At 37.3% G+C, this 26077-nt stretch carries 27 protein-coding genes; 2 read left to right on the forward strand and 25 right to left on the reverse strand.

All coding sequences use genetic code 11. The features are described from left to right. Positions 1–6 precede the first annotated feature (6 nt). From mraY to mraZ, 6 genes are all read right to left on the reverse strand, one after another. Entirely contained in the window at positions 7–999 is a 993-nt protein-coding gene (gene mraY, locus C9914_RS03135) for a phospho-N-acetylmuramoyl-pentapeptide-transferase (RefSeq protein WP_022264383.1), read from the reverse strand. A gap of 41 nt (positions 1000–1040) precedes the next feature. Further along, positions 1041–1610, reverse strand: a complete 570-nt coding sequence (locus C9914_RS03140) for a hypothetical protein (RefSeq protein WP_022264382.1) — start codon at positions 1608–1610, stop codon at positions 1041–1043. A 71-nt stretch (positions 1611–1681) separates the two neighbouring features. Beyond that, a complete protein-coding gene (locus tag C9914_RS03145) occupies positions 1682–3931 on the reverse strand; it encodes a penicillin-binding transpeptidase domain-containing protein (RefSeq protein WP_106763333.1) in 2250 nt (749 codons plus the stop codon). Positions 3932–4042: 111 nt separating this feature from the next. Then, positions 4043–4543: a hypothetical protein gene (locus tag C9914_RS03150; protein WP_022264380.1), complete on the reverse strand. Its 501-nt coding sequence runs from the start codon at positions 4541–4543 to the stop codon at positions 4043–4045. A gap of 26 nt (positions 4544–4569) precedes the next feature. Further along, a complete protein-coding gene (gene rsmH, locus C9914_RS03155; protein WP_022264379.1) occupies positions 4570–5517 on the reverse strand; it encodes a 16S rRNA (cytosine(1402)-N(4))-methyltransferase RsmH in 948 nt (315 codons plus the stop codon). A gap of 2 nt (positions 5518–5519) precedes the next feature. After that, positions 5520–5939, reverse strand: a complete 420-nt coding sequence (gene mraZ, locus C9914_RS03160; RefSeq protein WP_106763335.1) for a division/cell wall cluster transcriptional repressor MraZ — start codon at positions 5937–5939, stop codon at positions 5520–5522. A gap of 872 nt (positions 5940–6811) precedes the next feature. Between mraZ and C9914_RS03165 the strand changes: the two genes are divergently transcribed. Together C9914_RS03165 and C9914_RS03170 are read left to right on the forward strand one after the other, a co-directional pair. Further along, positions 6812–7711: a carbohydrate kinase family protein gene (locus C9914_RS03165; RefSeq protein ID WP_106763337.1), complete on the forward strand. Its 900-nt coding sequence runs from the start codon at positions 6812–6814 to the stop codon at positions 7709–7711. 248 nt (positions 7712–7959) lie between these two features. Beyond that, positions 7960–8745, forward strand: a complete 786-nt coding sequence (locus tag C9914_RS03170; protein ID WP_106763338.1) for a TrmB family transcriptional regulator — start codon at positions 7960–7962, stop codon at positions 8743–8745. Between the two features lie 50 nt (positions 8746–8795). Here C9914_RS03170 and C9914_RS11595 read toward each other — a convergent pair whose 3' ends face one another. The 19 genes from C9914_RS11595 to lepB all read right to left on the reverse strand — a co-directional run bounded on the left by C9914_RS11595 (position 8796) and on the right by lepB (position 26063). After that, positions 8796–8948 (reverse strand): hypothetical protein, encoded by a 153-nt coding sequence (locus tag C9914_RS11595; protein WP_022264374.1) that lies wholly within the window; start codon positions 8946–8948, stop codon positions 8796–8798. A gap of 213 nt (positions 8949–9161) precedes the next feature. Then, positions 9162–9869: a glycerol-3-phosphate 1-O-acyltransferase PlsY gene (gene plsY / locus C9914_RS03175; protein ID WP_022264373.1), complete on the reverse strand. Its 708-nt coding sequence runs from the start codon at positions 9867–9869 to the stop codon at positions 9162–9164. A gap of 12 nt (positions 9870–9881) precedes the next feature. Further along, the gene (der, locus tag C9914_RS03180; RefSeq protein WP_106763340.1) at positions 9882–11207 is read right to left on the reverse strand and encodes a ribosome biogenesis GTPase Der; all 1326 of its coding nucleotides are present in this window, start codon (positions 11205–11207) and stop codon (positions 9882–9884) included. 94 nt (positions 11208–11301) lie between these two features. Next, entirely contained in the window at positions 11302–11484 is a 183-nt protein-coding gene (rpmF, locus tag C9914_RS03185; RefSeq protein WP_022264371.1) for a 50S ribosomal protein L32, read from the reverse strand. A gap of 28 nt (positions 11485–11512) precedes the next feature. Then, positions 11513–12001: a YceD family protein gene (locus tag C9914_RS03190; protein WP_022264370.1), complete on the reverse strand. Its 489-nt coding sequence runs from the start codon at positions 11999–12001 to the stop codon at positions 11513–11515. Between the two features lie 163 nt (positions 12002–12164). After that, complete coding sequence (locus C9914_RS03195; RefSeq protein ID WP_106763342.1) at positions 12165–12530, reverse strand: sulfite exporter TauE/SafE family protein; 366 nt, start codon at positions 12528–12530, stop codon at positions 12165–12167. Next, on the reverse strand, positions 12527–12874 hold the full coding sequence (locus tag C9914_RS03200; RefSeq protein WP_106763344.1) for a sulfite exporter TauE/SafE family protein: 348 nt from the start codon (positions 12872–12874) through the stop codon (positions 12527–12529). The genes C9914_RS03195 and C9914_RS03200 overlap by 4 nt, the downstream gene beginning before the upstream one ends. A gap of 78 nt (positions 12875–12952) precedes the next feature. Beyond that, positions 12953–14347, reverse strand: coding sequence for a TrkH family potassium uptake protein (locus C9914_RS03205; RefSeq protein ID WP_106763346.1), 1395 nt, complete (start codon positions 14345–14347; stop codon positions 12953–12955). A 146-nt stretch (positions 14348–14493) separates the two neighbouring features. After that, on the reverse strand, positions 14494–16551 hold the full coding sequence (locus C9914_RS03210; RefSeq protein ID WP_106763348.1) for a CAP domain-containing protein: 2058 nt from the start codon (positions 16549–16551) through the stop codon (positions 14494–14496). Positions 16552–16828: 277 nt separating this feature from the next. Beyond that, positions 16829–18148, reverse strand: coding sequence for an ATP-dependent Clp protease ATP-binding subunit ClpX (clpX, locus tag C9914_RS03215; RefSeq protein ID WP_106763350.1), 1320 nt, complete (start codon positions 18146–18148; stop codon positions 16829–16831). Positions 18149–18164: 16 nt separating this feature from the next. Next, on the reverse strand, positions 18165–18746 hold the full coding sequence (gene clpP, locus C9914_RS03220) for an ATP-dependent Clp endopeptidase proteolytic subunit ClpP (RefSeq protein ID WP_106763352.1): 582 nt from the start codon (positions 18744–18746) through the stop codon (positions 18165–18167). 75 nt (positions 18747–18821) lie between these two features. Then, entirely contained in the window at positions 18822–20117 is a 1296-nt protein-coding gene (gene tig / locus C9914_RS03225; RefSeq protein WP_022264363.1) for a trigger factor, read from the reverse strand. Positions 20118–20226: 109 nt separating this feature from the next. Continuing rightward, positions 20227–20913: a metallophosphoesterase gene (locus C9914_RS03230; protein ID WP_106763353.1), complete on the reverse strand. Its 687-nt coding sequence runs from the start codon at positions 20911–20913 to the stop codon at positions 20227–20229. 149 nt (positions 20914–21062) lie between these two features. Beyond that, positions 21063–22568, reverse strand: coding sequence for a threonine synthase (thrC, locus tag C9914_RS03235; RefSeq protein ID WP_106763355.1), 1506 nt, complete (start codon positions 22566–22568; stop codon positions 21063–21065). Between the two features lie 38 nt (positions 22569–22606). Then, complete coding sequence (locus C9914_RS03240) at positions 22607–23530, reverse strand: dipeptidase (RefSeq protein ID WP_106763356.1); 924 nt, start codon at positions 23528–23530, stop codon at positions 22607–22609. After that, positions 23527–23904, reverse strand: a complete 378-nt coding sequence (locus tag C9914_RS03245; protein WP_158707321.1) for a YraN family protein — start codon at positions 23902–23904, stop codon at positions 23527–23529. Before C9914_RS03245 ends, C9914_RS03240 begins: the two co-directional genes overlap by 4 nt. After that, positions 23897–24511: a ribonuclease HII gene (locus C9914_RS03250; protein WP_106763359.1), complete on the reverse strand. Its 615-nt coding sequence runs from the start codon at positions 24509–24511 to the stop codon at positions 23897–23899. Before C9914_RS03250 ends, C9914_RS03245 begins: the two co-directional genes overlap by 8 nt. Beyond that, a complete protein-coding gene (gene ylqF, locus C9914_RS03255) occupies positions 24492–25376 on the reverse strand; it encodes a ribosome biogenesis GTPase YlqF (RefSeq protein ID WP_106763361.1) in 885 nt (294 codons plus the stop codon). The genes C9914_RS03250 and ylqF overlap by 20 nt, the downstream gene beginning before the upstream one ends. A gap of 9 nt (positions 25377–25385) precedes the next feature. Continuing rightward, on the reverse strand, positions 25386–26063 hold the full coding sequence (lepB, locus tag C9914_RS03260; RefSeq protein ID WP_242972049.1) for a signal peptidase I: 678 nt from the start codon (positions 26061–26063) through the stop codon (positions 25386–25388). Positions 26064–26077 lie beyond the last annotated feature (14 nt).

Here is a 26077-nt window from a genome sequence, read left to right on the forward strand (position 1 = left end):
AAAGGTTTAAACGCGTGAAAGTATGAATGCACATACACCGCCTATAATAGTAACTACTGAAAATACAAGAACAATCTTAACCTCAGACCAACCGCACATCTCAAAATGATGATGAATAGGAGCCATTTTGAAAATACGCTTGCCATGAGTAGCTCTAAAATAAAGAACCTGAAGAATATCAGAGAACATTTCAACAATATAAACAATTCCAACAGGAATCATAAGGATAGGCATATCTATTCCAAATGCTAAGGCACAAACTACACCGCCTAAGAATAATGAGCCTGTATCACCCATAAATACCTTTGCAGGGTGGAAATTCCAAATCAAGAATCCAAGGCAGCCACCAGCAACTGCTGCGGAGAAAATGCTCATACCAATATATCCACTAAAGCTTGCAATCATCATAAAGAAAATTGCACCAAAGAATGTGACTGAACCACATAAGCCGTCAATTCCATCTGTGAGGTTAACAGCATTAACCATACCAACAATAAGAATTGCTGCTATCGGCCAATAGAATAAACCAATATCTACTGTTCCAACAAAAGGAATATAAGTAGTGCTTGTGCCACCGCTTAGATAGATTGAGAGCAAGTATGCTGCTGCAACAAGGAATTGGAACAAAAGCTTTTGATATGCTTTTAAGCCAAGATTACGCTTCTTGACAACCTTTATGTAGTCATCAATAAAACCAACTGCACCAAATGCAACCGCCATCAGAAGTCCGGCATATATTTTAATAGTTGCAAGACGAGTTTCTTCTGATGTTGAATGAAACAAAGTAACGCACAATATAGTAGAAACTATAATTCCTGCAATGAACATAAATCCACCCATAAGCGGTGTTCCCTGCTTGCTTTTGTGCCACTTTGGACCGTCCTCAAGTATTGTAGAACCGAAATGAACCTTGCGTAGAAAAGGTATAAGCCATACTCCCATCAATGCCGATATTCCGAACGACACCGCCGCCGCAATAATGGTCCACATTCCTGTCATTATTATTCCACCCTTCAAATTTACTCTGTATATTTTTGACTTCAGAGTTGATTTATAACATTTAGAACCACCGCAAGCGGAACTCCCATAGCAACAAGTGTTGAAGAAACCGCAAGTACCAGTTCTACTGAAAGTTGGCTTGATTTTGAAAGCTTAACTCTTCCGATAACACCTGTGCCGAGAAGCTCAAATACAGTTTTGTCATCTTGTGGATTTATATTTTTAGCAATCAAATCCGCCTCATTGCTGTTAATAGAATAGAACAGCACATTTTTTTCTTTAATACTAAGATTTTCGCTGAACGAATAAGGAAGTACAATGTTATTAAATTTTTCAATAAAATCAGCATTAACTTCTTCCGCATCGCAAAGCACAAGAATAGTTTCAAGATTAAAATCTTTGAGAATATCTTCTTTGAGTAACGAAGCATTTAAAATGATAAAATCGCAAATCTTGCTTGCTGTCATAAGAGCATCTTTACAGCTATGTTCTTCTTGATTAAGAGTTGAAACAATAAAACCTGCCGAACGCAAAATTTTAGTCAAAAGCATTGTCGCCTGTTCTGCTGTCTCACCTAAAACAGCAATAAGTCTGACTTTCTTATCAATCATTCTTAATGCACCTCACATCTAACCATATCAACGGCTATACAGCTAAATACTTTAAGCTAATCTAAAAATATCTACATTATATTACTCTTTTGTTCAAAGGTGACGGTTATAACTGTTCCCCTTGATACAACCTTGCCCTTTTCTATGCTCTGAACCTCTGCGGTTACAGAATCATCGCTTGAAAATGTACCAGAAATTGTAATATTCAATCCAGATTGAGTTGCCAAATCAGATGCTTGAGACATACTCAATCCCTTAAAATCTGGAACTGTAACAGTATCACTCTCTGCTGAATCATCAGTATAAAGGATAACCGTACCACCCTTTGGAACATATGAATATGGGTCAGGGCTTTGTGATATAACTGTATCACCATCACCCTTTATAACTGCTTTAAGCTCAGCATTTGAAACTGCCGCAGAAGCCTCATCAACAGCCATTCCACCATATGCAGAAATCTGTGTGCTGAGATTTTCAAGCTCACTTTCACTATATTTCTTTTCAACACCAAGATAAGGCAAAACTTCAGACATAATATTTCTAAAGCAAGGACCTGCAACCGATGCACCATAGTAGCTATCACCAAGCGGTGTATCAAAGTAACAAAGCAAAGCAATCTCTGGGTCATCACATGGTGCAATACCGGCAAAAGATGCAATATAGTCATCTATGCCATCATTGTTATTATCTCTGTGAGTTTCTGATGTACCTGTTTTACCACCTATTCTATAGCCAGCTACATAACCATTCTTTGCACCACCGCTTATTGCGTTCTGCTCAAGCATAGCAAGAACTTGGTCTGCAACATCTTTACTTATAACCTGACGCTTAACTGTCGGTTCTGTAGACTTAATAACATTTCCATCAGAATCTGTAATCTGTGAAACGATATATGGCTGCATAAGCTTACCATCATTTGCAATAGCTGAAATAGCCATAATCATCTGCATAGGTGTAATCTGGAAGTTCTGACCGAAAGGTGCAACTGCAAGGTCAATATCATACATCTTGCCTTCAACACCATCTTGGTCAAAGAAAATATCCTCACTTTCACCAGGAAGGTCTATACCGGTTTTTTCAGAGAAGCCAAATGCAACATAATATTGATAGAATTTCTCTGCACCAAGCATAAAGCCCATCTGAACATAAGCAGGGTTGCAAGAATTCATCAATGCCTCAGTAAGAGTCTGGCTGCCGTGTCCACTAAAAAGGTGACAACCAATAGGTGCCGCTCCCTCATAAGGAATAATAGAACCTGTGCAGTTAAACCGAGTATTATCGTCAACAAGCTTTTCGCTCAAAACTGCCGCAGTTGTTACTGGCTTAAAAACAGAACCTGGAGTATACGTATCACTTATAGCCTTATTTCTCCATTGCTTAGTAAGAGCATCACTTGTTGCTTGGTCTTGTTCATTTTCTGGAAGACTTTCTATTTCTTTTTTAGTTTTTTCATCAGCAATATCAAACGGGTCGTTCGGGTCAAAGGAGTCTTCAACAGCCATTCCTAAAACCGCACCAGTCTTAACATTAACCATAATCGCACAACCACGGTTAGCGACCTTATTCTCTACAATAGCCTGCTTGACATACTTTTCCATAATTCGCTGAATCGTTTCGTCAAGGGTAAGTGTCAGATTATATCCATCTTGTGCCTCTATTTTCTGCTGATACTGATATGGCATATTTGTACCAATCGCATTTTGAGCAGTTATAATTCGTCCTGGCTTACCTGTAAGATACTCATCATATTGAGCCTCAAGACCTTCAAGACCTTGGCTGTCACTTCCGACAAAACCAAGAACGCTTCCAGCAAATTCATTAAGTGGGTAGCTTCTCTTAAAGTCCTCAACGGTATCAATCGCCTGAACAATACCATACTTTGATTTTATATCTTTAGCAAACTCAAGAACTTTATCACGAGTCTCAGTTTCTACTTGACGCTTCACCTCTATATAGTATGACTTTTTCAATGTCTTTTTATAAAGCTCTTCTGAATCAAGCTCAAGAATTTTTGCAAGACCATCGGCAACTATATGGCGTTCTTCATCAGTTTCAAGAAAAATCGGAGCAATAACTATTTTCCAGACAGTAGCACTCTGTGCAAGCACCTTACCGTTTCTATCATAAATACTTCCACGCTTTGCACTGATAGTAGTGTCGGCAAGCTGCTGATTAACAGCCCTTTTCTGAAGCTCAGGAGCCATATAGGTTTGAAGATAAAGAAGTCTTGCCGTAACTGAGCCGAAACCTGCAATCAAAATCACAAGCAAAACTATGAGCGACCTTCTCCAAAGCATAACTGTGGGACCTTTTTTTGCCATACTGTTCCTCCTTGTAATGCGAAAATAGGGTTGTAACAATTTGCAGTCACATCAGCAACCGCTTTGTTACAGCCCCGCCCTACTCTCCATACTTTTTTTGAAAGCTCTGCTTTATGACCAAAGACTTGTAAATGCGTCGGCTATCGTTTCAAAAACATTTTTAGGAGCATTTCCTTGCAGAATCTCTGCCTTATCCTCACCCGACATTGTAATAAATTCCTTTTGCATATTATCAGCCTTAGTCATACCAAGATTGCTTTCAGCATAGCTTTCGATTTTCTCCTCAGAAAGCTTACTGTCAATCTGAATCTGATATTGTGTCTGTTCACCCTCAAGTATGCTAATTTCATTCTCTGCTGCGACGATTTGAGTGTTTAACTCGTTTATAAGTACATTTGACTGTACAATAGTAATCGAAATAGCCGTAAAAATAACAACAAAAATAGAAATTGCAGCGACATAAAATATATTATGTCGTCTTCTTGCTTCCTTATCAATTTTTTCTTTAGGAAGCACTATCACATTATTCTTTTTAGGGTGTTTTTTAGGCTCAAGTTCAGGTGCAGCTTCAAATAAAGAGAGGTCATATGCACTGTTTACTTGCTCTTTCATTTCATCATCCCTTTCAGAATAGCTAACTATTCGTCAATTCTCTTATAATCCTTAATCTTCTCACAAACTCTTAATTTTGCACTTCTGCTTCTTGGGTTTTCCTCAAGCTCTTCATTAGAAGCTTCAATAGGCTTTTTTGTAACAAGCTTTGCACTTGGGGTATTACCACAAACGCAAATTGGAAAATCCTTTGGGCAAGTACAACCCTGACACCATTTTGCCATTCTCTGCTTAACGATTCTATCCTCAAGCGAATGGAAAGTAATTACTGCAAGCCTGCCACCGTTTTTCAGCAATGAAAAAGCTGCGTCAAGCCCTTCTGAAAGTCTATCAAGCTCGCCATTTACGGCAATTCTCAACGCTTGGAAGGTTTTTCTCGCAGGGTGTCCATCACGCCTTGCTTTTGCTGGATACGCATTAGCGACAATTTCCGCAAGCTCAAGCGTAGTTTCGATTGGCTTAACTGCTCTTCTCTGTTCAATAGCACGAACGATACTTTTCGCAAATTTTTCTTCACCATAGAGCGTAAGAATTTTGCAAAGCTCGTTGAAGGGGAGTGTATTTACTAAGTCCGCAGCAGTTGTACCATTTTTACTCATTCTCATATCAAGAGGTGCGTCGTGGTGATATGAAAAACCACGCTCCGGTGTATCAAGCTGTCTTGATGAAACGCCTATATCAAGCAAAATTCCATCAACTGAGTAAATCTCAAGCTTGTTAGCCGCCTCTTTCATTTCAGAGAAATTCGATTTATATATAGTTACCTTATTATCATTATCAAAGCGGTTATGTAGTGTCAAAATTGCCTCAGGGTCTTGGTCAATGCAGATAAGTCTGCCGTTTTCAAGTCTTTTTGCAATTTCTGACGAATGACCGCCACCACCTGCCGTACCGTCAATATAGATTCCGTCAGGTTTAATATCAAGATTTTCAATCGTTTCGTTCAACAGAACAGGTTTGTGTACAAATTCCATAGTTAAATTCCAAGTGAAGACATTAAATCAAACATATTATCTTCAGTAACCTTATTGTTATATTCGTTCCATCTGTCAAGGTCCCAGATTTCGGCTTTAAGTCCTGTGCCTATGATTACAACATCTTTTGTAAGGCCCGCGTAATCTCTAAGTGGCTGTGGAATCAAAACTCTGCCCTGCTTATCAGGCTCAAGCTCTGCCGCCCCTGAAAACAGGAAACGCTGAATATCCTTTGTCTGTGAGCTTGGAAGACCTCTCAACTTTTCGCCAAGACTATCCCAATCACTCTTAGAAAGCACCGAAAGGCAGTTATCAAGACCTCGTGTAATATAAAATACACCACCAAGCTCTTCACGAAACTTAGCAGGCATAATCACACGACCTTTAGAGTCAATATTATGTTGGTATGTTCCCATCAACATAATCTGCCACACAATAGGTAAATGAGTTCCGTTTTATTCACTTCGCTCTACTTTTACCCACCTTTCACCACTTTATGTAATTATTATAGTATACCGCCCCCAAAAAAGCAAGTATAAAGCAATGAAAAGAATAACCAAATTTTTATAAAGGAATAGTAAATCATACATTATTATATTAAAAAAAACAACACATAATGCAGATGAACTGAGAATTTAAAAACTACAATATATAGTGTTATTTTATTTATGCATACAATAAAAATAATATATAATGTGGCCTTATATACATTTTAGCACAATTCGCATTAAAAAGCTACAAAAAATTCATAATTATTAAATTTTCGTTACTTTTACCAATAAACTCACTCTTTTTGAATCAATGATTAAAAATTCATTATTCTTTTTTCTTTTTAATAACAATAAGCTATAAAAGGCCTTAAAATCCTCTATTTTATGCGGTTTTTGCCTCGTCTTAAATATCGACTATTCTTATGTAAAATAGGTATAAAATATGCAAAAATGCGGCTTTTTACTCAAAATCGACACCTGATACCATCGTTTAATATAGCATATTATAAACCGCTATATTCAATCAATTTGTTACAAAATAAAAACCTTTGTTTTTTGTGCATTTTAACGAAACTTTTTATTATATTATCGTTTTAAAGATTTTATGTTGGGGAAAGCTACAAATTTTAACCCTTTTGAGCTTATAAGGAACTTCTCATCATTGGCACTTTGTCAATGTTTTGTTACTTTTAAGTTTAAAGTTGTATTTTTAGTTGAATAATTTATGCAACTAATTCTTGACAATACAAGCTTACCTTGCTATTATTGAAGAAAGACAACCACTAAATGAGGAGGAAATAGCTATGAAAAATATACTCGTTTCAGGTCTTATAAACATCGAAACAACCGCATCTGTAGACTCATTTCCCATTGAATATCAAGCCATAGATTATAATTTTTTCGGTGTAAATTCAATGCCATCTGGTGTAGGTCTGAACCTCGCCTCAGCACTGACAACTCTTGGCGATAAGGTTTCACTACTTTCTATTTGCGGAAATGATACCTTAGGTTCAGTTATCAAGCAAGAACTTAAAAATAGAAATATCAGCTCAAAGCATATTCTATCCATTCTCTCACAAACTCCACAATCCGTTGTTCTCTATGATAAAAACGGCAAAAGACAGATAATCTGCGACCTAAAAGATGCTCAAGAAACCACATATAATATAGACATATTCAAAACAGAAGCTAAAAACTGTGATTGTCTATGCCTCTGCAATATCAATTTTTCAAGAGAAATGCTCCCTATCGCAAAAGAACTCAATAAGCTAATAGTTACAGATGTTCATGTTATTTCATCTCTTGATGATGAATATAATCGTGACTTTATGCAGTACGCAGACATTTTATTTATGAGTAATGAAAATCTTGGTAATGCAAAATCATTTGTTAAAGAAACCGCAAAACACTTTGGAAATTCTATAATTGTAGTTGGAATGGGTTCTCAAGGCTCATTGCTTTATACTAAATCTGATGATAGCTTTACTGAACTTCCTATTTACAAAACACGCAAAGCAGTTAATACAATTGGTGCAGGCGATGCCTTGCTTTCCGCTTTTACACATTTCTACACAAACGGCTGTTCTCCAAAAGATTCTCTAAAACTTGCATCAATTTTCGCTTCATACAAAATTGGAGATAAAAGTGCTTCATCAGGTTTTCTTACAGAGCAAGAACTTTTAAAACTCGCTGAAAATATATAGTTAATATAAATAATATCATTTTTAAAATTTATATAATAATTATTTATTTTACTTATTGTAATATGTTTAATATTGTGCTTTAATATGTAAAAGAAAAGATTTTTATTCTTTTATATATCTAGAAAGGGAAATGATAAAAATGAAATTATTTGAGTTGATTGTTATATTCGTAGTTTTAGCTATAGACACAGTTTTACTAATTTGGGATTTAAAAGAAAATAATCATAAACATTCAAAAAGGAAAAAAGATGGACAAAGAGCAAATCATTTCAACACTAATAAATCTTAATTTTTCAAGACTTGAGGCTGAAATCTATATAACACTTCTTGGGGGCGAAATGTCTGGGTATCAGATTTCCAAAAAAATTGAAATAGCAAGACCGTCTGTTTATGCGGCACTTGAGCATATGTTTGAAAAGGGAATCGTTCAAAAGATTCAAGGCAATAGTTCAGAATATAAAGCTCAGCCACCACAAATAATCTTCAAAAAGCTCAGCAAAGAATTTTCAGAGAATGCTATTTTTGCTGAACAAACACTCACACAGTATTCAGAAAATCACTTTGAGAATCGTCTTTCCGCAATAAAAGGCATAAAAACCATAATTGAATATGCCAAAGATATGATTATCAAAGCTCAGAAGGAAGTTTTTATAAACACAGATTTAGAGTTGTCTATTTTTAAAGCTGAAATAGAAAAAGCCTCTGAAAATGGTACAGAAATTACAGTTTTTTCATTCTATGAACCAGATACAGAGCTTCCTTGCAAAATTTTCACCCATAATAGACACAATAAGCATATCGCAAGCCGTCTTATGCTTTCATATGATGAATCTGAAACTCTTATAGCTAATTCCGATAATTCAGGCGAATGGTTTGCCTCTATAACAAATAATCCATTGCTTGTAGAGATTATAACAGAGCATATCCATAATGACATCTACCTTTTAAAGCTAAGAAATGAATATAGTGATGAAATCTATGATAATCTAAGAATCGGTTCATATTTCGAATCTCACAATAAAATAGTAAAATAAAGACAGCGTGTATCAAACTAAAATTGATACACGCTGTCTAATTTAATAAATCACTGAATTGAGCAATCGAGATAATGTTCAAGCTCTTCCTCATCCTTCTTTTTCTTGTCCTTAAAGATAAGAAATGCTGTAACAGCAGAGGCAATCGCAACAGTACCTGCAACAATCGCTATAATCCAACCAAAATTTTTCTTGAAATTCATAACTTGCACCTCCGTTAATTTATCAAGTAACTTATTCATATAATAATCTATTTTAAACAAAAAGTCAAGCAATATAACCAAGTATTCAAAAAAAGTCCATAAAAAATTGTTACAAACAGTGACTATTGTAAAAAACATTTCTCGACAAAGTTCCAAAAAAATCGTCACAGCCTATCATAATAGCTGTGACGATTTATAGTTTTATATGTATATTTATTTTTTTGCAGTAATCTTTTTTTCCGTTCCGTTTATAATTCTTTTTATGTTGTCTTTATGTCTGTATATAACCATTATCGCTATAATCAAAGTTATAAAGGTTGCAAAGAATACAAAGACAAGCGAATTAGATGGGTTAGGCATATAGTCTAAGAAGTACCTAAAACAGAAAGTAGTAATCGGATAAACCGACGCATTTACTAAGGCACACTTAGAGATAACTTTTGTTGTTGCAAACATAATCGCAAATACAACAAGTGCAGCTACAAGTGTTCTCCAGTCTGTCATAAGCATAACAGAAGCAGTTGTAACAACACCCTTACCACCCTTAAAGCCATAGAAGATTGGATACATATGACCTAAAACACAAGCCAAGCCTGAAATGTAGAAAGCATATTGTCTTACAAGATTCATTTTTTCGTCATTAAACCCTATAAGAATAAGGTATGCAATCAGAATCGAAACAACTCCTTTAAGAAAATCTCCTATAAATGTCACTATCGCAGGACCTTTTCCGACAGTACGCAGAACATTTGTGAAGCCTGCGTTTCCGCTGCCCATAGTTCTTATATCCTTATGGGCAACGATTCTTGTTGTAATGATTGAAGTATTTATACTTCCGATAAGATATGCAATAACTGCCGCAATCAAAATATAAATGCCATATCTACCAAAAACAAAGCTAAATTCCTCACCAAAGCTCACGCAAAATCACTCCTATTCTTTATCTCCACGCTCACGAACTATAAATCGCACTGGTGTTCCCTCTAAGCCAAAGGTATCTCTGATTCGGTTTTCGAGGTATCTCTGATATGAGAAATGGAATAAATCTGATGAATTTACAAAACATACGAATGTTGGCGGCTTTACAGAAGCCTGAGTCATATAGTAAATCTTGAGTCGTCTGCCCTTATCTGTTGGAGGCTGTACACGAGCGGTAGCTTCAGCAAGAATATCGTTGAGCATACCAGTCTTTATTCTCATTGCATTAGCATTAGCCGCAGCATTTATATGTTCAAAAAGGCTATCTAAACGCTGACCAGTCTTTGCAGAAATAAATACTATCGGTGCATAAGACATAAACGAGAAATCATTCTCAAGGCTTTCACGCATCTTTTGCATAGTTTTTCCATCTTTTTCAACAGCGTCCCACTTATTAACAGCAATTATACAAGCCTTGCCTGATTCGTGTGCTAAGCCTGCAATCTTAGAATCCTGGTCTGCAAAGCCCTCTGTCGCATCAATCATAATAACGCAAACATCGCTTCTTTCGATTGCCATTTTCGCACGAATAACACTATATTTTTCGATTTCGTCATCTACCTTGGTCTTTCGTCTTAATCCCGCTGTATCAGTAAAATTAAACTCACCGAAATCATTCTTTACAAGTGTATCAATACTATCACGAGTAGTACCAGCAATATTTGAAACTATGCAGCGTTCCTCGCCCGTAATGCGGTTAATAAGAGAAGACTTTCCGACATTAGGTCTGCCAATAACTGCAACATTGATAATCTCGTTATCTTCATCTTCGTTAGCCTCCTCTGGAAGCAAATCATAAACCGCGTCGAGCAAATCGCCTGTACCTGTTCCGTGAACAGATGAAACCTGAATAGGATCGCCTAAGCCGAGATTATAAAACTCATAAAATTCAGGGTCAGGCTCACCGATTTTATCGCACTTATTTACGCACAAAACAACGGGTCTGCCACTCTTTTGGAGCATTGTTGCAACCTCTTGGTCAGTAGCTACAAGACCTGATTTTACATCTGTAACCAAAATAATGACATCAGCCGCTTCTATGGCAAGCTGAGCCTGTCTTCTCATCTGACTCAGGATAATATCATTAGAATAAGGCTCGATACCACCTGTATCAATCAGCGAAACCTTTCTGTTTCTCCATTCACATTCGCCAAAGATTCTATCCCTTGTAACGCCGGGCGTATCATCGACTATTGCAATACGCTTTCCGATAAGCTTGTTAAAAAGCGTACTTTTGCCGACATTTGGACGGCCGACAATCGCAACTACTGGTCTTGCCATATTATCAACTCCCTTTTTTCATAAACTTGTACCAATAATATTTAAAGAAAAAAATAGAGAAGGATTGCTCCTTCTCCCACTTAAAAAGAAACGATTAAGCTTCCTTTTTAATTACTTCTCTGCCATTGTAATAGCCACAGCTTCCGCAAACCTTGTGCGGTGCTTTGTATTCGCCGCAGTTAGGGCATCTCATAAGGGCAGGAGCATTGAGCTTCCAGACATTTGAGCGTCTTTTATCTCTTCTCGCCTTTGACGTTTTTCTCTTAGGTACTGCCATTTTTATAAACCTCCTTGCCTGAAATCTTTTACTGCAAAAGTGCTTTTAGCACAGCTAAACGAGGGTCTGGCTCGTCTTTATCGCAACCACATTCTCCATCGTTCAGATTTTTTCCGCACCTTTGACATAATCCCTTGCAATCCTTTTTACATAGTAACTTTGCTGGAAACTCAAGAAAAATATCATCTCTCAGCAAATCTTCAATTTCAAGGTTATAGTCAGGTACTTCTATATATTCGTCACTGCTTTCATTAGAAAGCGAAAGAACGAGTATATGCTCAAAGTGATAGTTTAAAACCCTTGTTGTACTCTTTCCGCATCTATCACAATCGAAAATAACCTCAAGCTCAACATCAGCATCAAGAGTAATAAGACCAGCTCTGTTTCTAACTAAAACATCAGCCTTAACAGGTTTTTCAAAGCGTCTTGCCTGCAATTCCTCTCCAAGCAGAAACTCAAAAGAGGTTTCTAAGCTTTCACCCTCGGTTAAAAATACTTTTTTAAGTTCAAGAAGCATATAATCACCACCGTGGATTTTAAAAAAGTGCCGAGATGCAGACGCAAGACACTTGCGTTCTAATAACGCACTATCAATAATTATAAAGACTTTCTCGCATTTTGTCAAGTAAAAATCGAAAAAAGCTACAACTTTTTCAAGAACAAATTTCTTGATTAAAACGCTATTTTTTCGCAGGCTTTTTGAAAAGTTCCTTTGCACCTATAAATAAAAGCAGTACCCCAAAAAGTTTAGAAAGCCAATAGCCATCTATGAAATCAGAAATTATAGAGCCTATTATTGCTCCGCAAATTCCCATAAAAGCAAAGGGAACTGCAAGCTTCCAATTTATCAGCTTTCTTTTAGTATATATAACAACTGAAAAAATTGCAGGAAGTATGAAGAATATTAGGTTTATTCCTTGTGCTTGTTGCTGTGGAATTTCAAGAAATAAGGTCAGACAGATTATTAAAACTCCGCCTCCGCCCATTCCGAGTGAGGCAAAAATTCCTGAGATTATTCCAGAAATCGCTCCTATAAGAAAGTTCATCGTATAATCAGCCTTATCCCTGCCCAAAGCATCATAAGTGCAAAGATTTTTCTAAGCATATTTCCACTAAGCTTTTTCATCAGCACAACGCCTATGGCAGAGCCAAGCAAGCCCCATAGCAGATATGGCCAAGCATCATAAACAGAAACCGCTCCCTGTTGGAGATAGAATAAAGCACTCACTGCACATATGGGTAAAATTACTGCAACACTTGTTGCGTGAGCCTGTTTTTCAGAAAGCTTAGTTTTAAGAATGGGTACAACTACCATTCCTCCTCCAGCCCCCAACATTCCGTTTAGAAATCCTGCCAAAGTTCCCCAAAGCGAAAACAGCTTTTTCTTCATAGAATCCCACCGCTTTTTTCAATATTACATCTATTTTCCCACAGGATAAGGGAAATATTCATAGATTATAAAAAAGCTTTAACCTACAATAACCTTTCCCTCTGGAAGAATTTTTCCATTAGGATTAGCTTTTCTGCCTGAAACTGAAAGGAACAATGCAAGTGGTCCTACTCGACCTATGAGCATAGTAAGTATCAAAATAAGTTTTGAGACAATCGAAAGATTTGCTGTGACCGATGCTGAAAGCCCTGTTGTAGAATATGCCGAGGTCGTTTCAAGTAATATATTAAACATAGATATATTCTGTTCGCTTTCTATTGCGGCAATAATGCCTGTAATGACAAGAATATATGTTAATGATATAACTGAAATTGCAATAGCACTATTTACAACCTTCTGATTTATTTTATGCTTACCAAAAACAGTTCCGTCCTTACCTTTAAGTACGCTTATAACCGTTGCAAAAATAACAACAATAGTTGTAGTCTTAACACCGCCACCTGTTGAAACAGGTGATGCACCTATAAACATCAATATTACAGTAATAAACTTCGTCACATCGTGAACCTGACTTAAATCAACAGCTGCAAAACCTGCTGTTCTTGAAGTTACAGACTGAAAGAATGAAACATTTATCTGTTCGGCAATGCCTCTGCCAGAAAGTGTATTGCTACACTCGCTTACGAAAAATGCAATCGCACCAAATACTATTAAAATTCCTGTTGTTATAAGCACTATTTTAGAATGATAGGAAACTTCTATACGCTTTCTCTTGCGAGTAATTTTCTCCTTAATCTGTTTCTGAAGGTCAAATACAACCAAAAACCCTATTCCACCCACTACTATCAAAAGCATAACAATAACCGAAACATAAATATCATTCGCAAAAAGAATCATTCCTTTGCCCGGCTCAATAAATCCAAAAAGGTCAAAACCTGCATTGCAAAATGATGATATAGCTGTAAAAATAGAAATCCATATTCCAAGCAAACCAAATTTCGGTATAAATGCAAAGCTTAACAATATTGCTCCAACAATTTCGCAAGAAAATGTCATAAGCATTATAATTTTAATCAACTTAGGAATATCTGTAATACTTCCACTTGTATACTCCTTAACAATCTGCAAATCACGCAAACCAAGCTTTTTTCTTGCAATAAGCGTAAATGCAGAAGCAAATGTAAGCAATCCAAGTCCGCCACATTGAATCAGCACTAATATTACTGCTTGTCCAAAGTACGACCAACCAGTAAAGGTATCACATATACTCAATCCTGTTACACAGGTCGCCGATGTTGCTGTAAATAAACAATCAATAAACGGTTTTGATACACCATCAGCAGATGAAAACGGCAGCTTTAAAAGCAAGCCACCTAAAAGCATTAAAAGTACAAAGCTCAAAACAACAAGTCTGATTGGAGTAAAGGATTTTATTTTCTTTAAAAATCCACCCTCTATTTTTTCATTAATCAAAATTTCTACCTCTCTGAATTTACAGCTATACGCATTATTTTTCTTATATGATGTATAATACTACTATTATTATAAAAAATCAAGCATACTAAGAACACAAATAAACAGACAGCAACTGTTAAATTGCTGTCTGAATACTCATAATATTATTTTGTAACTGTAATTTTGAAATACTTAGTAGCAGTCTTTCTATTTGCATCTGCAATCTTAACTGCAAATTCATACTTAATAGCTCTTACAGGCTTTTTAGTAAATGTTGCATTAGTTGTAGTTCCTGTTAAAGCTGTCCACTTAGAATCGCCTTGAGGTCTGCAATAATACTTATACTTATATGGTGCTGTTCCACCTGTTGCCTTTGCTGCAAGCTTAACAGAGCTGCCAAGCTTAATATTTGTTGCACTGATTGTTGATACATTAGAAAGTGCTGGATTAACCCATACTTTAAAATACTTAGTAGATGTTTTTCCTTTTGCATCTGCAATCTTAACTGCAAACTGATAAGTGATTGCTCTTGCAGGCTTTTTAGTAAGTGTTGCATTAGTTGTAGTTCCTGTTAAGGCTGTCCATTTAGAATCTCCCTCAGGCTTGCAATAATACTTAAATTTGTAAGGTGCTGTTCCACCTGTTGCACTTGCTGTAAGCTTAATAGAACTGCCAAGTGTAATATTTGTTGCACTAATTGTTGAAGTATTTACAAGGGGTTGAGAAATCTTTGGTATAACAGTTATATCGGTTTTATCTCCGCATACTGTACAATGATGTGATTTACTTCCTTCTGATGTAGTAGTTGGTTCAACATCTATCGTCCAATCCTTAGAATAGCTATGTGCTATTTTAGGAACAATCTCGTTCTTAGTTTCGCCACAGATAGAGCAAGTATACGATTTGCTTCCCTCTTTAGTACAGCTTGCTGCTACATCAGATGTAAGCTTATAATCATGTTTGCATACTGCTGTAATATCAGTAGTATATGTAACTCCATTGTATGTTGCGTATACCCTCATAGTACCTAAATCTTTAGCTGTTATAAAAAGTCTTCCTGATGAAAGGTAATAATCAAAGGAATCATAACTGCCACCCAGTGACCAAGAGAAATTCAAGGTTTTAAGTGGATTATTATAAGGCACTACTGAAATAGTATCTCCGACATATACAGTATAGTTATCCTCTTTAAAACCAAGCTCATTATACTGGCTGTCTTTATCAAAGAGGTCGAAGAAATTAACATCATATGAGATTGATGTTGAAATACCATCCTTTTTTAGACCATTAATCTTAACACTTACAGTATCATTTTCAGGAAATTGACCAACATTAAAAATAATACATCTATTCATACCGTAACCATCATTATTTACAGTAAGATAATTTGTTTTCATATCAGTAGATGTCTTATCAAGATGCCACGATTTATTAAGCAGCTTTGAGCTTAAATCTACCGTAATATTTTCAAGGCTTGGGTACTCATAGCTTGAATTCAGACTTACAGAGAAAGCATATCCATAGCTTGATTGTGTATAGATTTCATTTGGCATATTTTTAGGTGGCCATGTTACATAATCACCAGTAAAGCTTTCACTTCTCGTTCTGTCAAAGGCATACATTGCAGTATAGTTTTTAACAAAGCCAAAGCCAGTTTGTTTCATTGCGGGGTTAAGTACCCAGCGTCTATGACCAACTCTATCGATATTGCTTGCGTCTGTATCTGCAACATATCCATCTATAACAGATGAAGTAATATTAGAAAAACCACTTGCAATATTAGAACTTTTTGCACCATTACTTCCAAGCTTATAAAGCTCATCAGACATTCCAGATGGTTGTGATGGATAATGCGTTAAAACATCATTTGAGGCATTAACCAAAGACGCCGCTTGAGTAGTTTCGTTATAAAAATCATTTAGCGTAACATCTGCTGGCAAACCTGCAAGGTATCTGCAAAAATTAACTGAATTAAGTGCTTGAATTCTATCATCAAGCGAAATATCACCCATATCATATGGTTTTTTTGTTGAGTAATCTTTTGTATACTCAACATCTTTTAAAACAGAAAATTCCATTTCAGAATATTTTTGTCTAATTTCTTCCTGTGTTGGATAATCAAGTTCATATGCGCTTACATCTGTTGGTTTAGCAATAGCCGTAGCGGCAAGTAAAACAAGCGTTGTAGCTCCAATATACTTCATTAATCTTACACCCTTCATAATACACACCCCTTTAATTGTAAATTTACGACAATTTTATATTATATATCATACTTTATTTTATGTCTATTGTCAATATAACAATAACAATACATAAATCAGTATTAATAAAAAGTTTGAGTGAAGCTTTTTACTTCCTTACAGGAAAAATGCGAGGGCGAACTATGTTCGCTCAGTATCTACTTCAGCTATGGCAATTTAAAAGTGGCAATTCGCCACAAAACACAACGGGCAGCATTTCAAATTCTGAAACGCTACCCGTTTTTATCACATCAAATTAAGATGCTGTATCATTTTTTTTAGGTCTTTTTTTTGCCTTAGACTTTTTAGTTTCCGCAGGTAATGCAGTAAGCTTAGATTCATCATGCTCCACATCAGCTAAAGCACTATCTTCAACAGCCTCTTTAGTAATAATAACCTTAGTTACTGATGGGTCTGATGGAATCGCATACATAAGCGGAGTAAGAATACTCTCCATTATAGAACGCAAACCTCTTGCACCTGTTTTTCTTTCGAGTGCCTTCTGAGCAATAGCACTTAAAGCACCCTCATCAAAATCAAGCTCTACTCCATCAAGTGCAAACAGCTTTGAATACTGCTTTATAATTGAATCCTTAGGCTCACGAAGAATCTTTACAAGAGCCTCCTCATCAAGACCATCAAGAGCTGTAATAACAGGAAGTCTGCCAACAAGTTCAGGAATAAGTCCAAACTTAACTAAATCCTGAGGAATAACCTCACTCATCCATTTAGTCTGGTCAAGCTCCTGCTTTGTCTTAACATCAGCCATAAAGCCAAGGCTTGTAGAATCCATTCGTCTTTCAACAGTCTTTTCAAGACCTTCAAAAGCGCCACCGCAGATAAAGAGAATGTTCTTTGTGTTAATCTGAATAAACTCTTGCTGTGGGTGTTTTCTGCCTCCTTGCGGAGGTACATTAGAAACAGTTCCCTCAAGGATTTTCAGAAGTGCCTGCTGAACGCCTTCACCGCTGACATCACGAGTAATGGAGGGATTTTCTGACTTTCTTGAAATCTTGTCTATTTCGTCAACATAGATGATTCCGCATTCAGCAAGCTCAATATCGAAATCAGCCGCCTGAATAAGTCTGAGAAGAATATTTTCAACATCTTCACCGACATAGCCTGCTTCTGTAAGAGTAGTAGCATCAGCTATTGCAAACGGAACATCAAGTATCTTCGCAAGAGTTTGTGCGAGATAGGTTTTACCTACACCAGAAGGGCCGAGCATAAGAACATTACTCTTATTGATTGTAACATCATCGTCAGTATCGTGTAAATTTATTCTCTTATAATGATTATAAACCGCAACTGATAAAGCAATCTTAGCCTTATCCTGACCGATAACATATTCATCAAGCTTAGCCTTAATCTCTTGTGGCTTCAAAAGATTGAATGAGCCACCTGCGAAGAAATCCTCATTTTCGTCATCGTCCTCTGCGTGCAGAATAGATGAGCAAAGCTCTACACATTCATCACAGATATATGCACCTCTGCCCTGAATCATTCTGCCGACAAGCTCCTGCGATTTTCCGCAGAATGAGCAAAGAACGGTTCTGTCACTGCTTTTTGTAGACATTCGTGAACTCCTTTATTTATCTATGAGAAATAACCTTATCAATAAGACCGTATTTGAGAGCCTCATCAGCTGTCATAAAGTTATCTCTTTCTGTATCCTTTGCGATAACATCATATGGTTGACCTGTTCTTTCGGAAAGGATAGTGTTAAGCTTTTTCTTTGTTTGGATAATATGGTCAGCATGAATCATAATGTCTGTTGCTTGACCCTGAGCACCACCACTTGGCTGGTGAATCATAATATCAGAATTAGGAAGAGCAAGTCTTTTGCCCTTTGTGCCTGCTGCGAGCAAGAAAGCACCCATACTTGCAGCCATACCCATACAAATAGTAGAAACATCACACTTGATGTAATTCATTGTGTCATAAATAGCCATACCGTCTGTAACAGAACCACCTGGACTATTGATATAAAGACAAATATCCTTAGATGCGTCCTGTCCCTCAAGGAAAAGAAGCTGAGCGACAACAAGGCTTGCAGTTACATTATTAACTTCCTCTGTGAGCATAATAATTCTGTCGTTTAAAAGTCTTGAATAAATATCGTAGGAACGCTCTCCTCTGCTTGTCTGTTCAATAACATAAGGTATTGTTGCCATATAAAAAACCTCCTTCAAATAACGGTAATCAAAGCATAGACATTTCTAAGCTAAAATAATCAATTTATTTTGAAATTATGCTTCTTCGCCAGCTGCCTCAACAGCACTCTCCTGAACGAGCTTCATAGCCTTCTCGTTCTTAACATCTTTCGCAATATCTTCAGCAGTAAATGCAGCCTTTACACGAGCAACATCTACCTTATATGCCTCAGCAAGCTTATTGTACTCTTCTTCGATTTCTTCTTCAGAAGCGTCAATGCCCTCTGCCTCAGCAACAGCTCTGAGAGCAAGTCTTACTTTAACCTGAGCCTCTGCTCTCTCCTTATACTGCTCACGGAGTGCCTGCTCATCAAGACCTACATACTGCATATATGTGTTGATGTCAAGACCCTGTGCACGAAGGTTCATCTCGAACTCGCCAATGAAGTTGTCGATAGCATTCTCATACATAGCGTCTGGAATCTCAGCAACGAGCTTTTCAGCAAGGCTCTTAGCAACCTGATTGTTCTTATCGTTCTTAGCTTCTTCTTCACGAGCCTTAGCAAGCTTTTCCTTGACATCAGCTCTATAATCAGCAACAGTCTCAAATTCACTTACATCTTTAATAAATTCATCGTCAACCTCAGGAAGCTCACGCTTCTTGATTTCGTGGAGGTTAATCTTGAATTCGGTAGCCTTGCCAGCGAGTTCTTCTGCCTGATAATCCTCAGGGAAAGTTACATTGATTGTGAATTCCTCGCCTGCATTATGACCAACGATTTGCTCCTCAAAGCCAGGGATAAACTGACCTTCGCCGAGTGTAAGGCTGTAGTTTTCTGCCTTACCGCCATCGAAAGCTTCACCATCGAGGAAGCCTTCAAAGTCGATAACAGCTACATCGCCGTTTTCAGCTGCTCTGCCTTCAACAGTAACGAGTCTTGAGTTTCTCTCCTGAACTCTCTTAATATCGTTATCAATATCTTCTTCTGTAATCTCAAGTGACATTGGCTTATACTCAATGCCCTTATAGTTCTCAATAGAAACCTCTGGCTCTACTGTAACAGTAGCCTTAAATACAAAACCATCCTTGCCTGCATTTTCAACATCGAGGTCAATCTTATCTCTTACGAGAGTAAGACCAGCTTCCTTAGCAGCATTCTCGAGTGCTTCAGGATAAAGGTCCTTCATAGCGTCCTCATAGAATACCTCTGAACCATACATCTTCTCGATGATAGCTCTTGGAGCTTTGCCCTTTCTGAATCCAGGTATGTTAATTCTCTTAACTTCCTTCTTGTAAACCTTGTTAACAGCGTTCTCGAAAGTTACGCCGTCAACTTCAACGGTAAGTTCATAACGGTTAGTTTCAACCTTGTTTGATGATTTTAATGACATTTAATATTCCTCCTGAAAAGCTGCAAAATATAGTATATTATATCATAAGATTTCAAGCAATTCCATACTTTTTTGAAATTTATTTTTTATAGTTCCGAAAAAGACTTATTTATATAACTCTTATCGGGTCAAATTTGAGATAATCGGCAGAAATAAGCTTGAATTGTATTCCATACTTTTCTCCCTCGAATGCGTATCTTGCACCCGAACCATGAATATGCCCATAGAAACAGCGTTTTATTCCGCTATCAATAAGAACATTCAGGATTTCTTCACATTCAGCGTTTCCATAAATTGGCGGATAGTGCAAAAATACTATTGGTTCTAAATCAGTAGCCTTTGCAAGCTCAATAGATGTATTAAGTCTGCCAACCTCACGCATAAGGATTCTTTTATCCTCATCGCTTTCGGCATCATAGAACCAGCCTCTTGAACCGCATATTGCAATTCCGTCAGCAGTAAAGCAATTATTATGCAGAATAGAAATTGTACTCCAACCCTTTTCGGCTAAATAACGGTCCATTTTGCTTTTGGTATCCCACCAATAATCATGGTTGCCTTTTATAAAAATCTTCTTGCCAGGTAAGTTATTTATAAAGGAAAAGTCAGCGTCAGTATCCTTTAGCCTCATCGCCCAAGAAATATCGCCCGAAACAACAACTGTATCTTCATCAGAAACCGCTCTTGTCCAGTTTTCTTTGATTCGCTCAGTATAATTATGCCAACCCTTAAAAACATCCATCGGCTTATTTGTGCCAAGCGATAAATGCAAATCAGCTATTGTAAAAACCGCCACTTCTTCACCTCTCCTTTTAATGATATACCAAACAACATAAGATTTGTACTCCACAGCATCTATAAATCTTCTAAATGGGCAAACATAGTTCGCACTTACTTATTTTTGTTTTGATAAGTTAGTTACTTCAACTATGTATTGTTACTCGCTTATATATCGAGAGCCTTGAGAACCACATCTTTCATCTCGTCTGCTGCACAAGTTGTTGTGAAACGAACCTCTGCATTTTCAAGCTCTGCAAGTGGCTTTGGAACTTCTGTTCCTGTAAGCTTAGAAAGCTCCTTAACTGTTGCAAATTCATCATCGCTTACGGCCTCTGGTGCGATTGAGCCAAGAACATTCTTAGCAAACTTATATGGACTTGCTGTTGATGCGATAATAGCTGGTGTTGCCTTATCGCCTGTCTTTTCAACATACTGCTCATATACATTAACTGCAACCGCTGTATGTGTATCGCAAAGATAGTGTTCCTCATCATATGTTTTCTTAATAGTAGCCTGAGTACCCTTATCATCACAAGAACCACCAAAGAACAATTCGTCAAGCTTTGCCTTTACGCTATCATCAACAGTATACTTGCCTGTTTCTGAAAGTGATTTCATATATTCGGCAACCTTAGCGTCATCATTGCCTGTGAGATGATAAAGAAGTCTTTCGAGGTTACTCGAGATAAGAATATCCATAGATGGTGACATTGTTGCATAGAAGTTTCTGTTTCTGTCGTATGTGCCTGTTGCAAGGAAATCTGTGAGAACATTATTTGCATTTGAAGCACAGATGAACTTATTTACAGGAAGTCCCATATTCATTGCGTAAAAAGCAGCAAGAATGTTACCAAAGTTACCTGTTGGAACTGTGATATTAATCTTTTCGCCATTTGCAATCTTGCCTGCGTTAATCAAATCGCAATAAGCTGAGAAATAGTATACAATCTGTGGAAGAAGTCTGCCCCAGTTGATTGAGTTTGCACTTGAGAAGAGCTTGTTATTATCAGCAAGCTGTGCCTTTATTGCATCGTTAGTGAAAATCTTTTTAACACCTGTTTGAGCGTCGTCAAAGTTACCCTTAATAGCAAAAACATTGACATTGTTGCCCTTTTGAGTTGTCATCTGACGCTTTTGCATCGGGCTTACGCCGTCAACAGGGTAGAATACCATAATCTTTGTTCCGTCAACATCTTTAAAGCCCTCAAGAGCAGCCTTACCTGTATCACCAGAAGTAGCAACAAGAATAACAGCTTCCTTGCCGTCATGAACCTTGTGCATAGACTTTGTCAAAAGATGTGGAAGAATCTGAAGTGCCATATCCTTGAAAGCAGATGTAGGACCATGCCAAAGCTCAAGGATATACATATTCTCATCGCCATTATGAAGATAAGAAATAGGAGCAGGATTATCGCCGCCGAATTTTTCTGCGGCATAAGCAGCGTCTACACTTTCGCTGATTTCTTCTGCTGTAAAGTCTGAAAGGAAATCTGCAAGAATTTTCTTTGCCCTGCCCTTATAATCGAGCTTAGAAAGAGCAAGAAGCTCATCAGCAGAATACTTAGGAAGCTCCTGTGGTACGAAAAGACCACCCTCCTCAGAAATACCCTGAGAAATCGCCTGAGCCGCTGTAACAACCGTATTTTTGTTTCTGGTACTGTTATACTTCATAAAAAGTCCCTCTTTCAATTTTGTTTGTTAGCCTTCCCTTAGAACCTTAATAAAAAGTTTCTTGCATTATTAAAGAAAATATCTTCTAAAAGCTTTTCATTGTAGTTATGCTTCAAGAAAAGCTCATAAAGCTTATTCATAGATTCAATTCCAGTCATATCAATCGGAATATCTGTTCCATCAAAATCAGTGCCTATGGCAAGAGTTTTTTCTCCGCCAAGTGAAAGAAAATGTTCTGCGTGTCTGAGAACATCAAGCATACAAGCTTTGTCCTCGTCCTCACGCAGGAATCCTCTGCTGAGATTAAGACCGACAATTCCGCCCTTATCTCTTATAATAGAGAATTGCTCATCTGTAAGATTTCTTCTATGCGGACAAATTTGCTTTGAATTTGAGTGTGTCGCACAAAATGGCCTTGTTGAAAGCTCTGCAACATCATAGAACATTGGCACGCTTGAATGTGATACATCAACAGCTATGCTATTCTGCTCCATCTTAGCAACAACAGATTTGCCGAAATCGGTTAATCCCTTTGCACCCTCAACTCCGATACCATCGCCAAGCTCACAATTTCCATTCCAAGTAAGCGTCATAATTTTAACGCCACATTTGGCAAGATAGTCTACATTTTCAAGTTTTCCACCGAGAACCGCACCGCCCTCAACGGTCAGCACAACTCCCTTACCCTTTTTAGACTCAATCTCTATAATGTCATCTTGCGAATAAATGATTTTTATATTAGTATCTTTAAGCTCATCATTCAATTTTTTGCGACAGTTTTCAAAAAGCTGTATCGCATTCTTGTTTCTGAATTCGTCAGGAACCCAAACCGCCATACACTGAATATATGGCTCTATATCATCTGTCTTATCAAAAGAAATGTGGAAATCATTATTGAAAAGACCGCCATTCTCAAAGAACGCACGATATAAGGTATCGCAATGAAGGTCGAAAAGCTTCATAAAAACCCCTCCGTATCAAAAGCATTTTCAATATAATTTAATTCTATAAGCACATCGGTTCGATTGTCAATAGTTATTTCACAGACATCAAACCTCGGCTGTAAATCATATTCAAACTCTGAAAGAAATATTAGTGCTGTCTGTATAATCTTTCTGCGTTTTGCAGAAGTAACTGCGGCAGCTGGTCTTTCAAGTGCTTTTTCATTCCTTGCTTTAACTTCAACAAAGGCTATAAATTCGCTATTTTTTGCAATAATATCAATCTCACCATAACGGCTATGATAATTTCTTGCAACGATTTCAAAGTCATTCTTGCAAAGATAATCTGCGGTAATATCCTCACCAAGTTTTCCACGAGAAAGTCTATCAGACATCATCTTTCTCCGCAAGAATTTTCTTTAAAAATGACGGACGATGTATATCACAAGGTCCATACTTCAAAATCATTTCTCGGTGTAGCTTAGTGCCATAGCCCTTATGCTTTTCAAAGTGATATTCAGGATAATCCTTTGCAAGCTCAAGCAAAAGTCTGTCTCGGCTAACTTTCGCAAGGATTGATGCCGCCGCAATAGATTCTGAAAGCGAATCCCCCTTAACAATAGCCATTGAGGGGATTTCCAATTCAGGGGTTTTGTTGCCATCAATCAAAGCGTAATCAGGCTTTATCGCAAGCTGTTCAACTGCTCGTTTCATAGCAAGCATGGCGGCATTCAATATATTGATTTCTTCAATTTCTTCTACACTCGCCCAACCTATTCCATAGGCTACGGCTTCTTCTTTTATAACATCAAAAAGTTTTTCACGCTTTTTTTCGCTAAGTTTTTTTGAGTCATTGACTCCCTCTATAACTTGACCTTTTTTAAGAATAACTGCTCCTGCACACACAGGGCCAGCAAGTGGACCTCTGCCTGCCTCGTCTACTCCGCAAATGGTGGTGTAGCCCTTAGCATAAAGCTCATTCTCATATTCTAAAAGCTCCATAATCCTCAGTCCTGTCAAGTGTAATTTTTCCGAGAATACCGCCTCTAAATTCATCAAGAACGGTTTCTGCGGCTCTGAGAGTATCAATTTCTCCACCCGAAATAAGCATACCACGCTTTCTGCCGATAAGCTCAAGCATTTCATAACCTTGAAGCTCTGAAATATCAGCATCAAGCTTATAACGGGTTTTTATTGCATCTGGATAGCTATCACGCAAGAGCAAAAGCAATCTTGCAGCAAGTCCTTCAGTATCAATAACCTGGTCACGAACCGCACCTGTAAAGGCAAGCTTTTCACCAACGATTTTATCCTCAAACTTAGGCCACAAAACGCCTGGAGTATCAAGCAATTCAAAGCCCTTGCCAATAGTAAACCACTGATTACCTCTTGTAACACCAGGTCTGTCCTCAACCTTAGCCTTACTTTGTTTAACCATTTTATTAATAAAGCTTGATTTACCAACATTAGGTATTCCAACGACCATAACTTTAATGGTTTTGCCCTTCATGCCCTTAGCTTCCCAAGCCTTGATTTTATCCGAAAGAACTGTTCTTACGGCTGGCATAAAAGCATTTAAGCCCTTACCAGTTTTGCAGTCTACGGGCAAAGCGGTAATCCCTGCGTTTTTATATACAGCAATCCACTTTTGATTTTGAGTCTTGTCTGCAATATCGCACTTATTCATAAGTACGATACGAGGTTTGTTATTTATAAGCTTTCTTAAATCAGGATTTCTGCTACTAAACGGAATACGAGCGTCTATAATCTCTGCAACGCAATCAACAAGCTTTAAACTTGCCGCAAGCTGACGCTTTGTTCTCGTCATATGACCAGGAAACCACTGTATCGAAATTACTTCTTCCATATTTCACCATCAATAAATAGAACCGAATGAATTAAACGGGAAAATTCTGAACTGTGCCTTACCTACAATATCACTTTTCTTTATAAGCCCAATATTTGTATTACGGCTGTCGCTTGAATGCTCTCTGTTATCACCCATTACATATACATAGCCCTCAGGTATAACAGACGGAACCTCTAAAGGACTTCTTGGGTCTTCGATAGTCTTACCAGTTATATACTTCTCATCAAGCAATACACCATCAACAACTACATCGCCTGTTTCAAAGTTTATAGAAAGCTTTTGTCCCTCTAAGGCGATAACTCTCTTTATCAATGCGTGGTCATAGCTTTGACCATGGCTGATAACAACTATATCGCCGACCTGCGGTTCATAGAACATATTTGTGACAATAAGCCTATCACCGTTTTCGAGAGTATCATACATAGAGCTACCTGAAACTGTAACCTGTCTGAATACAAAGGTAAGAAGCAAGGTTACACATATAAGTGCAACAAGAAGTGGCTGTACCCATTCAAAGACTGATGTTACTGCTCCATAGGAGGTTGTCTTTGCCTCCTTAGTAATATCTGTTTCAGATTTTTTCTCAGCTTTAAATTCGGTTTTCTGTTCTTCTACAGAAACATTTTCTGTTTCTTGATTTTCTTCGGGAGATAAGCTCTCCGTCTTTTTAATTTCTTCCGACAAAAAAAGACCTCCCT

It is taken from the genome of Pseudoruminococcus massiliensis (assembly GCF_900291955.1).
Taxonomy (GTDB): Bacteria; Bacillota; Clostridia; order Oscillospirales; family Acutalibacteraceae; genus Pseudoruminococcus; species Pseudoruminococcus massiliensis.

Excerpts from the sequence above, each read along its gene's own strand:
- C9914_RS03145 (WP_106763333.1), bottom strand. The coding sequence starts at position 3,931 with ATGGCAAAAAAAGGTCCCACAGTTATGCTTTGGAGAAGGTCGCTCATA.
- C9914_RS03190 (WP_022264370.1), bottom strand. The coding sequence starts at position 12,001 with ATGCTTCTTGAACTTAAAAAAGTATTTTTAACCGAGGGTGAAAGCTTA.
- C9914_RS03150 (WP_022264380.1), bottom strand. The coding sequence starts at position 4,543 with ATGAAAGAGCAAGTAAACAGTGCATATGACCTCTCTTTATTTGAAGCT.
- C9914_RS11595 (WP_022264374.1), bottom strand. The coding sequence starts at position 8,948 with ATGAATTTCAAGAAAAATTTTGGTTGGATTATAGCGATTGTTGCAGGT.
- C9914_RS03245 (WP_158707321.1), bottom strand. The coding sequence starts at position 23,904 with ATGTCTGATAGACTTTCTCGTGGAAAACTTGGTGAGGATATTACCGCA.
- mraZ (WP_106763335.1), bottom strand. The coding sequence starts at position 5,939 with ATGTTGATGGGAACATACCAACATAATATTGACTCTAAAGGTCGTGTG.
- C9914_RS03170 (WP_106763338.1), top strand. The coding sequence starts at position 7,960 with ATGGACAAAGAGCAAATCATTTCAACACTAATAAATCTTAATTTTTCA.
- tig (WP_022264363.1), bottom strand. The coding sequence starts at position 20,117 with ATGTCATTAAAATCATCAAACAAGGTTGAAACTAACCGTTATGAACTT.
- C9914_RS03200 (WP_106763344.1), bottom strand. The coding sequence starts at position 12,874 with ATGAAGAAAAAGCTGTTTTCGCTTTGGGGAACTTTGGCAGGATTTCTA.
- clpX (WP_106763350.1), bottom strand. The coding sequence starts at position 18,148 with ATGTCTACAAAAAGCAGTGACAGAACCGTTCTTTGCTCATTCTGCGGA.
- ylqF (WP_106763361.1), bottom strand. The coding sequence starts at position 25,376 with ATGGAAGAAGTAATTTCGATACAGTGGTTTCCTGGTCATATGACGAGA.
- C9914_RS03250 (WP_106763359.1), bottom strand. The coding sequence starts at position 24,511 with ATGGAGCTTTTAGAATATGAGAATGAGCTTTATGCTAAGGGCTACACC.
- rsmH (WP_022264379.1), bottom strand. The coding sequence starts at position 5,517 with ATGGAATTTGTACACAAACCTGTTCTGTTGAACGAAACGATTGAAAAT.
- mraY (WP_022264383.1), bottom strand. The coding sequence starts at position 999 with ATGACAGGAATGTGGACCATTATTGCGGCGGCGGTGTCGTTCGGAATA.
- C9914_RS03240 (WP_106763356.1), bottom strand. The coding sequence starts at position 23,530 with ATGAAGCTTTTCGACCTTCATTGCGATACCTTATATCGTGCGTTCTTT.
- C9914_RS03210 (WP_106763348.1), bottom strand. The coding sequence starts at position 16,551 with ATGAAGGGTGTAAGATTAATGAAGTATATTGGAGCTACAACGCTTGTT.
- C9914_RS03195 (WP_106763342.1), bottom strand. The coding sequence starts at position 12,530 with ATGAACTTTCTTATAGGAGCGATTTCTGGAATAATCTCAGGAATTTTT.
- C9914_RS03140 (WP_022264382.1), bottom strand. The coding sequence starts at position 1,610 with ATGATTGATAAGAAAGTCAGACTTATTGCTGTTTTAGGTGAGACAGCA.
- der (WP_106763340.1), bottom strand. The coding sequence starts at position 11,207 with ATGGCAAGACCAGTAGTTGCGATTGTCGGCCGTCCAAATGTCGGCAAA.
- clpP (WP_106763352.1), bottom strand. The coding sequence starts at position 18,746 with ATGGCAACAATACCTTATGTTATTGAACAGACAAGCAGAGGAGAGCGT.
- C9914_RS03165 (WP_106763337.1), top strand. The coding sequence starts at position 6,812 with ATGAAAAATATACTCGTTTCAGGTCTTATAAACATCGAAACAACCGCA.
- thrC (WP_106763355.1), bottom strand. The coding sequence starts at position 22,568 with ATGAAGTATAACAGTACCAGAAACAAAAATACGGTTGTTACAGCGGCT.
- rpmF (WP_022264371.1), bottom strand. The coding sequence starts at position 11,484 with ATGGCAGTACCTAAGAGAAAAACGTCAAAGGCGAGAAGAGATAAAAGA.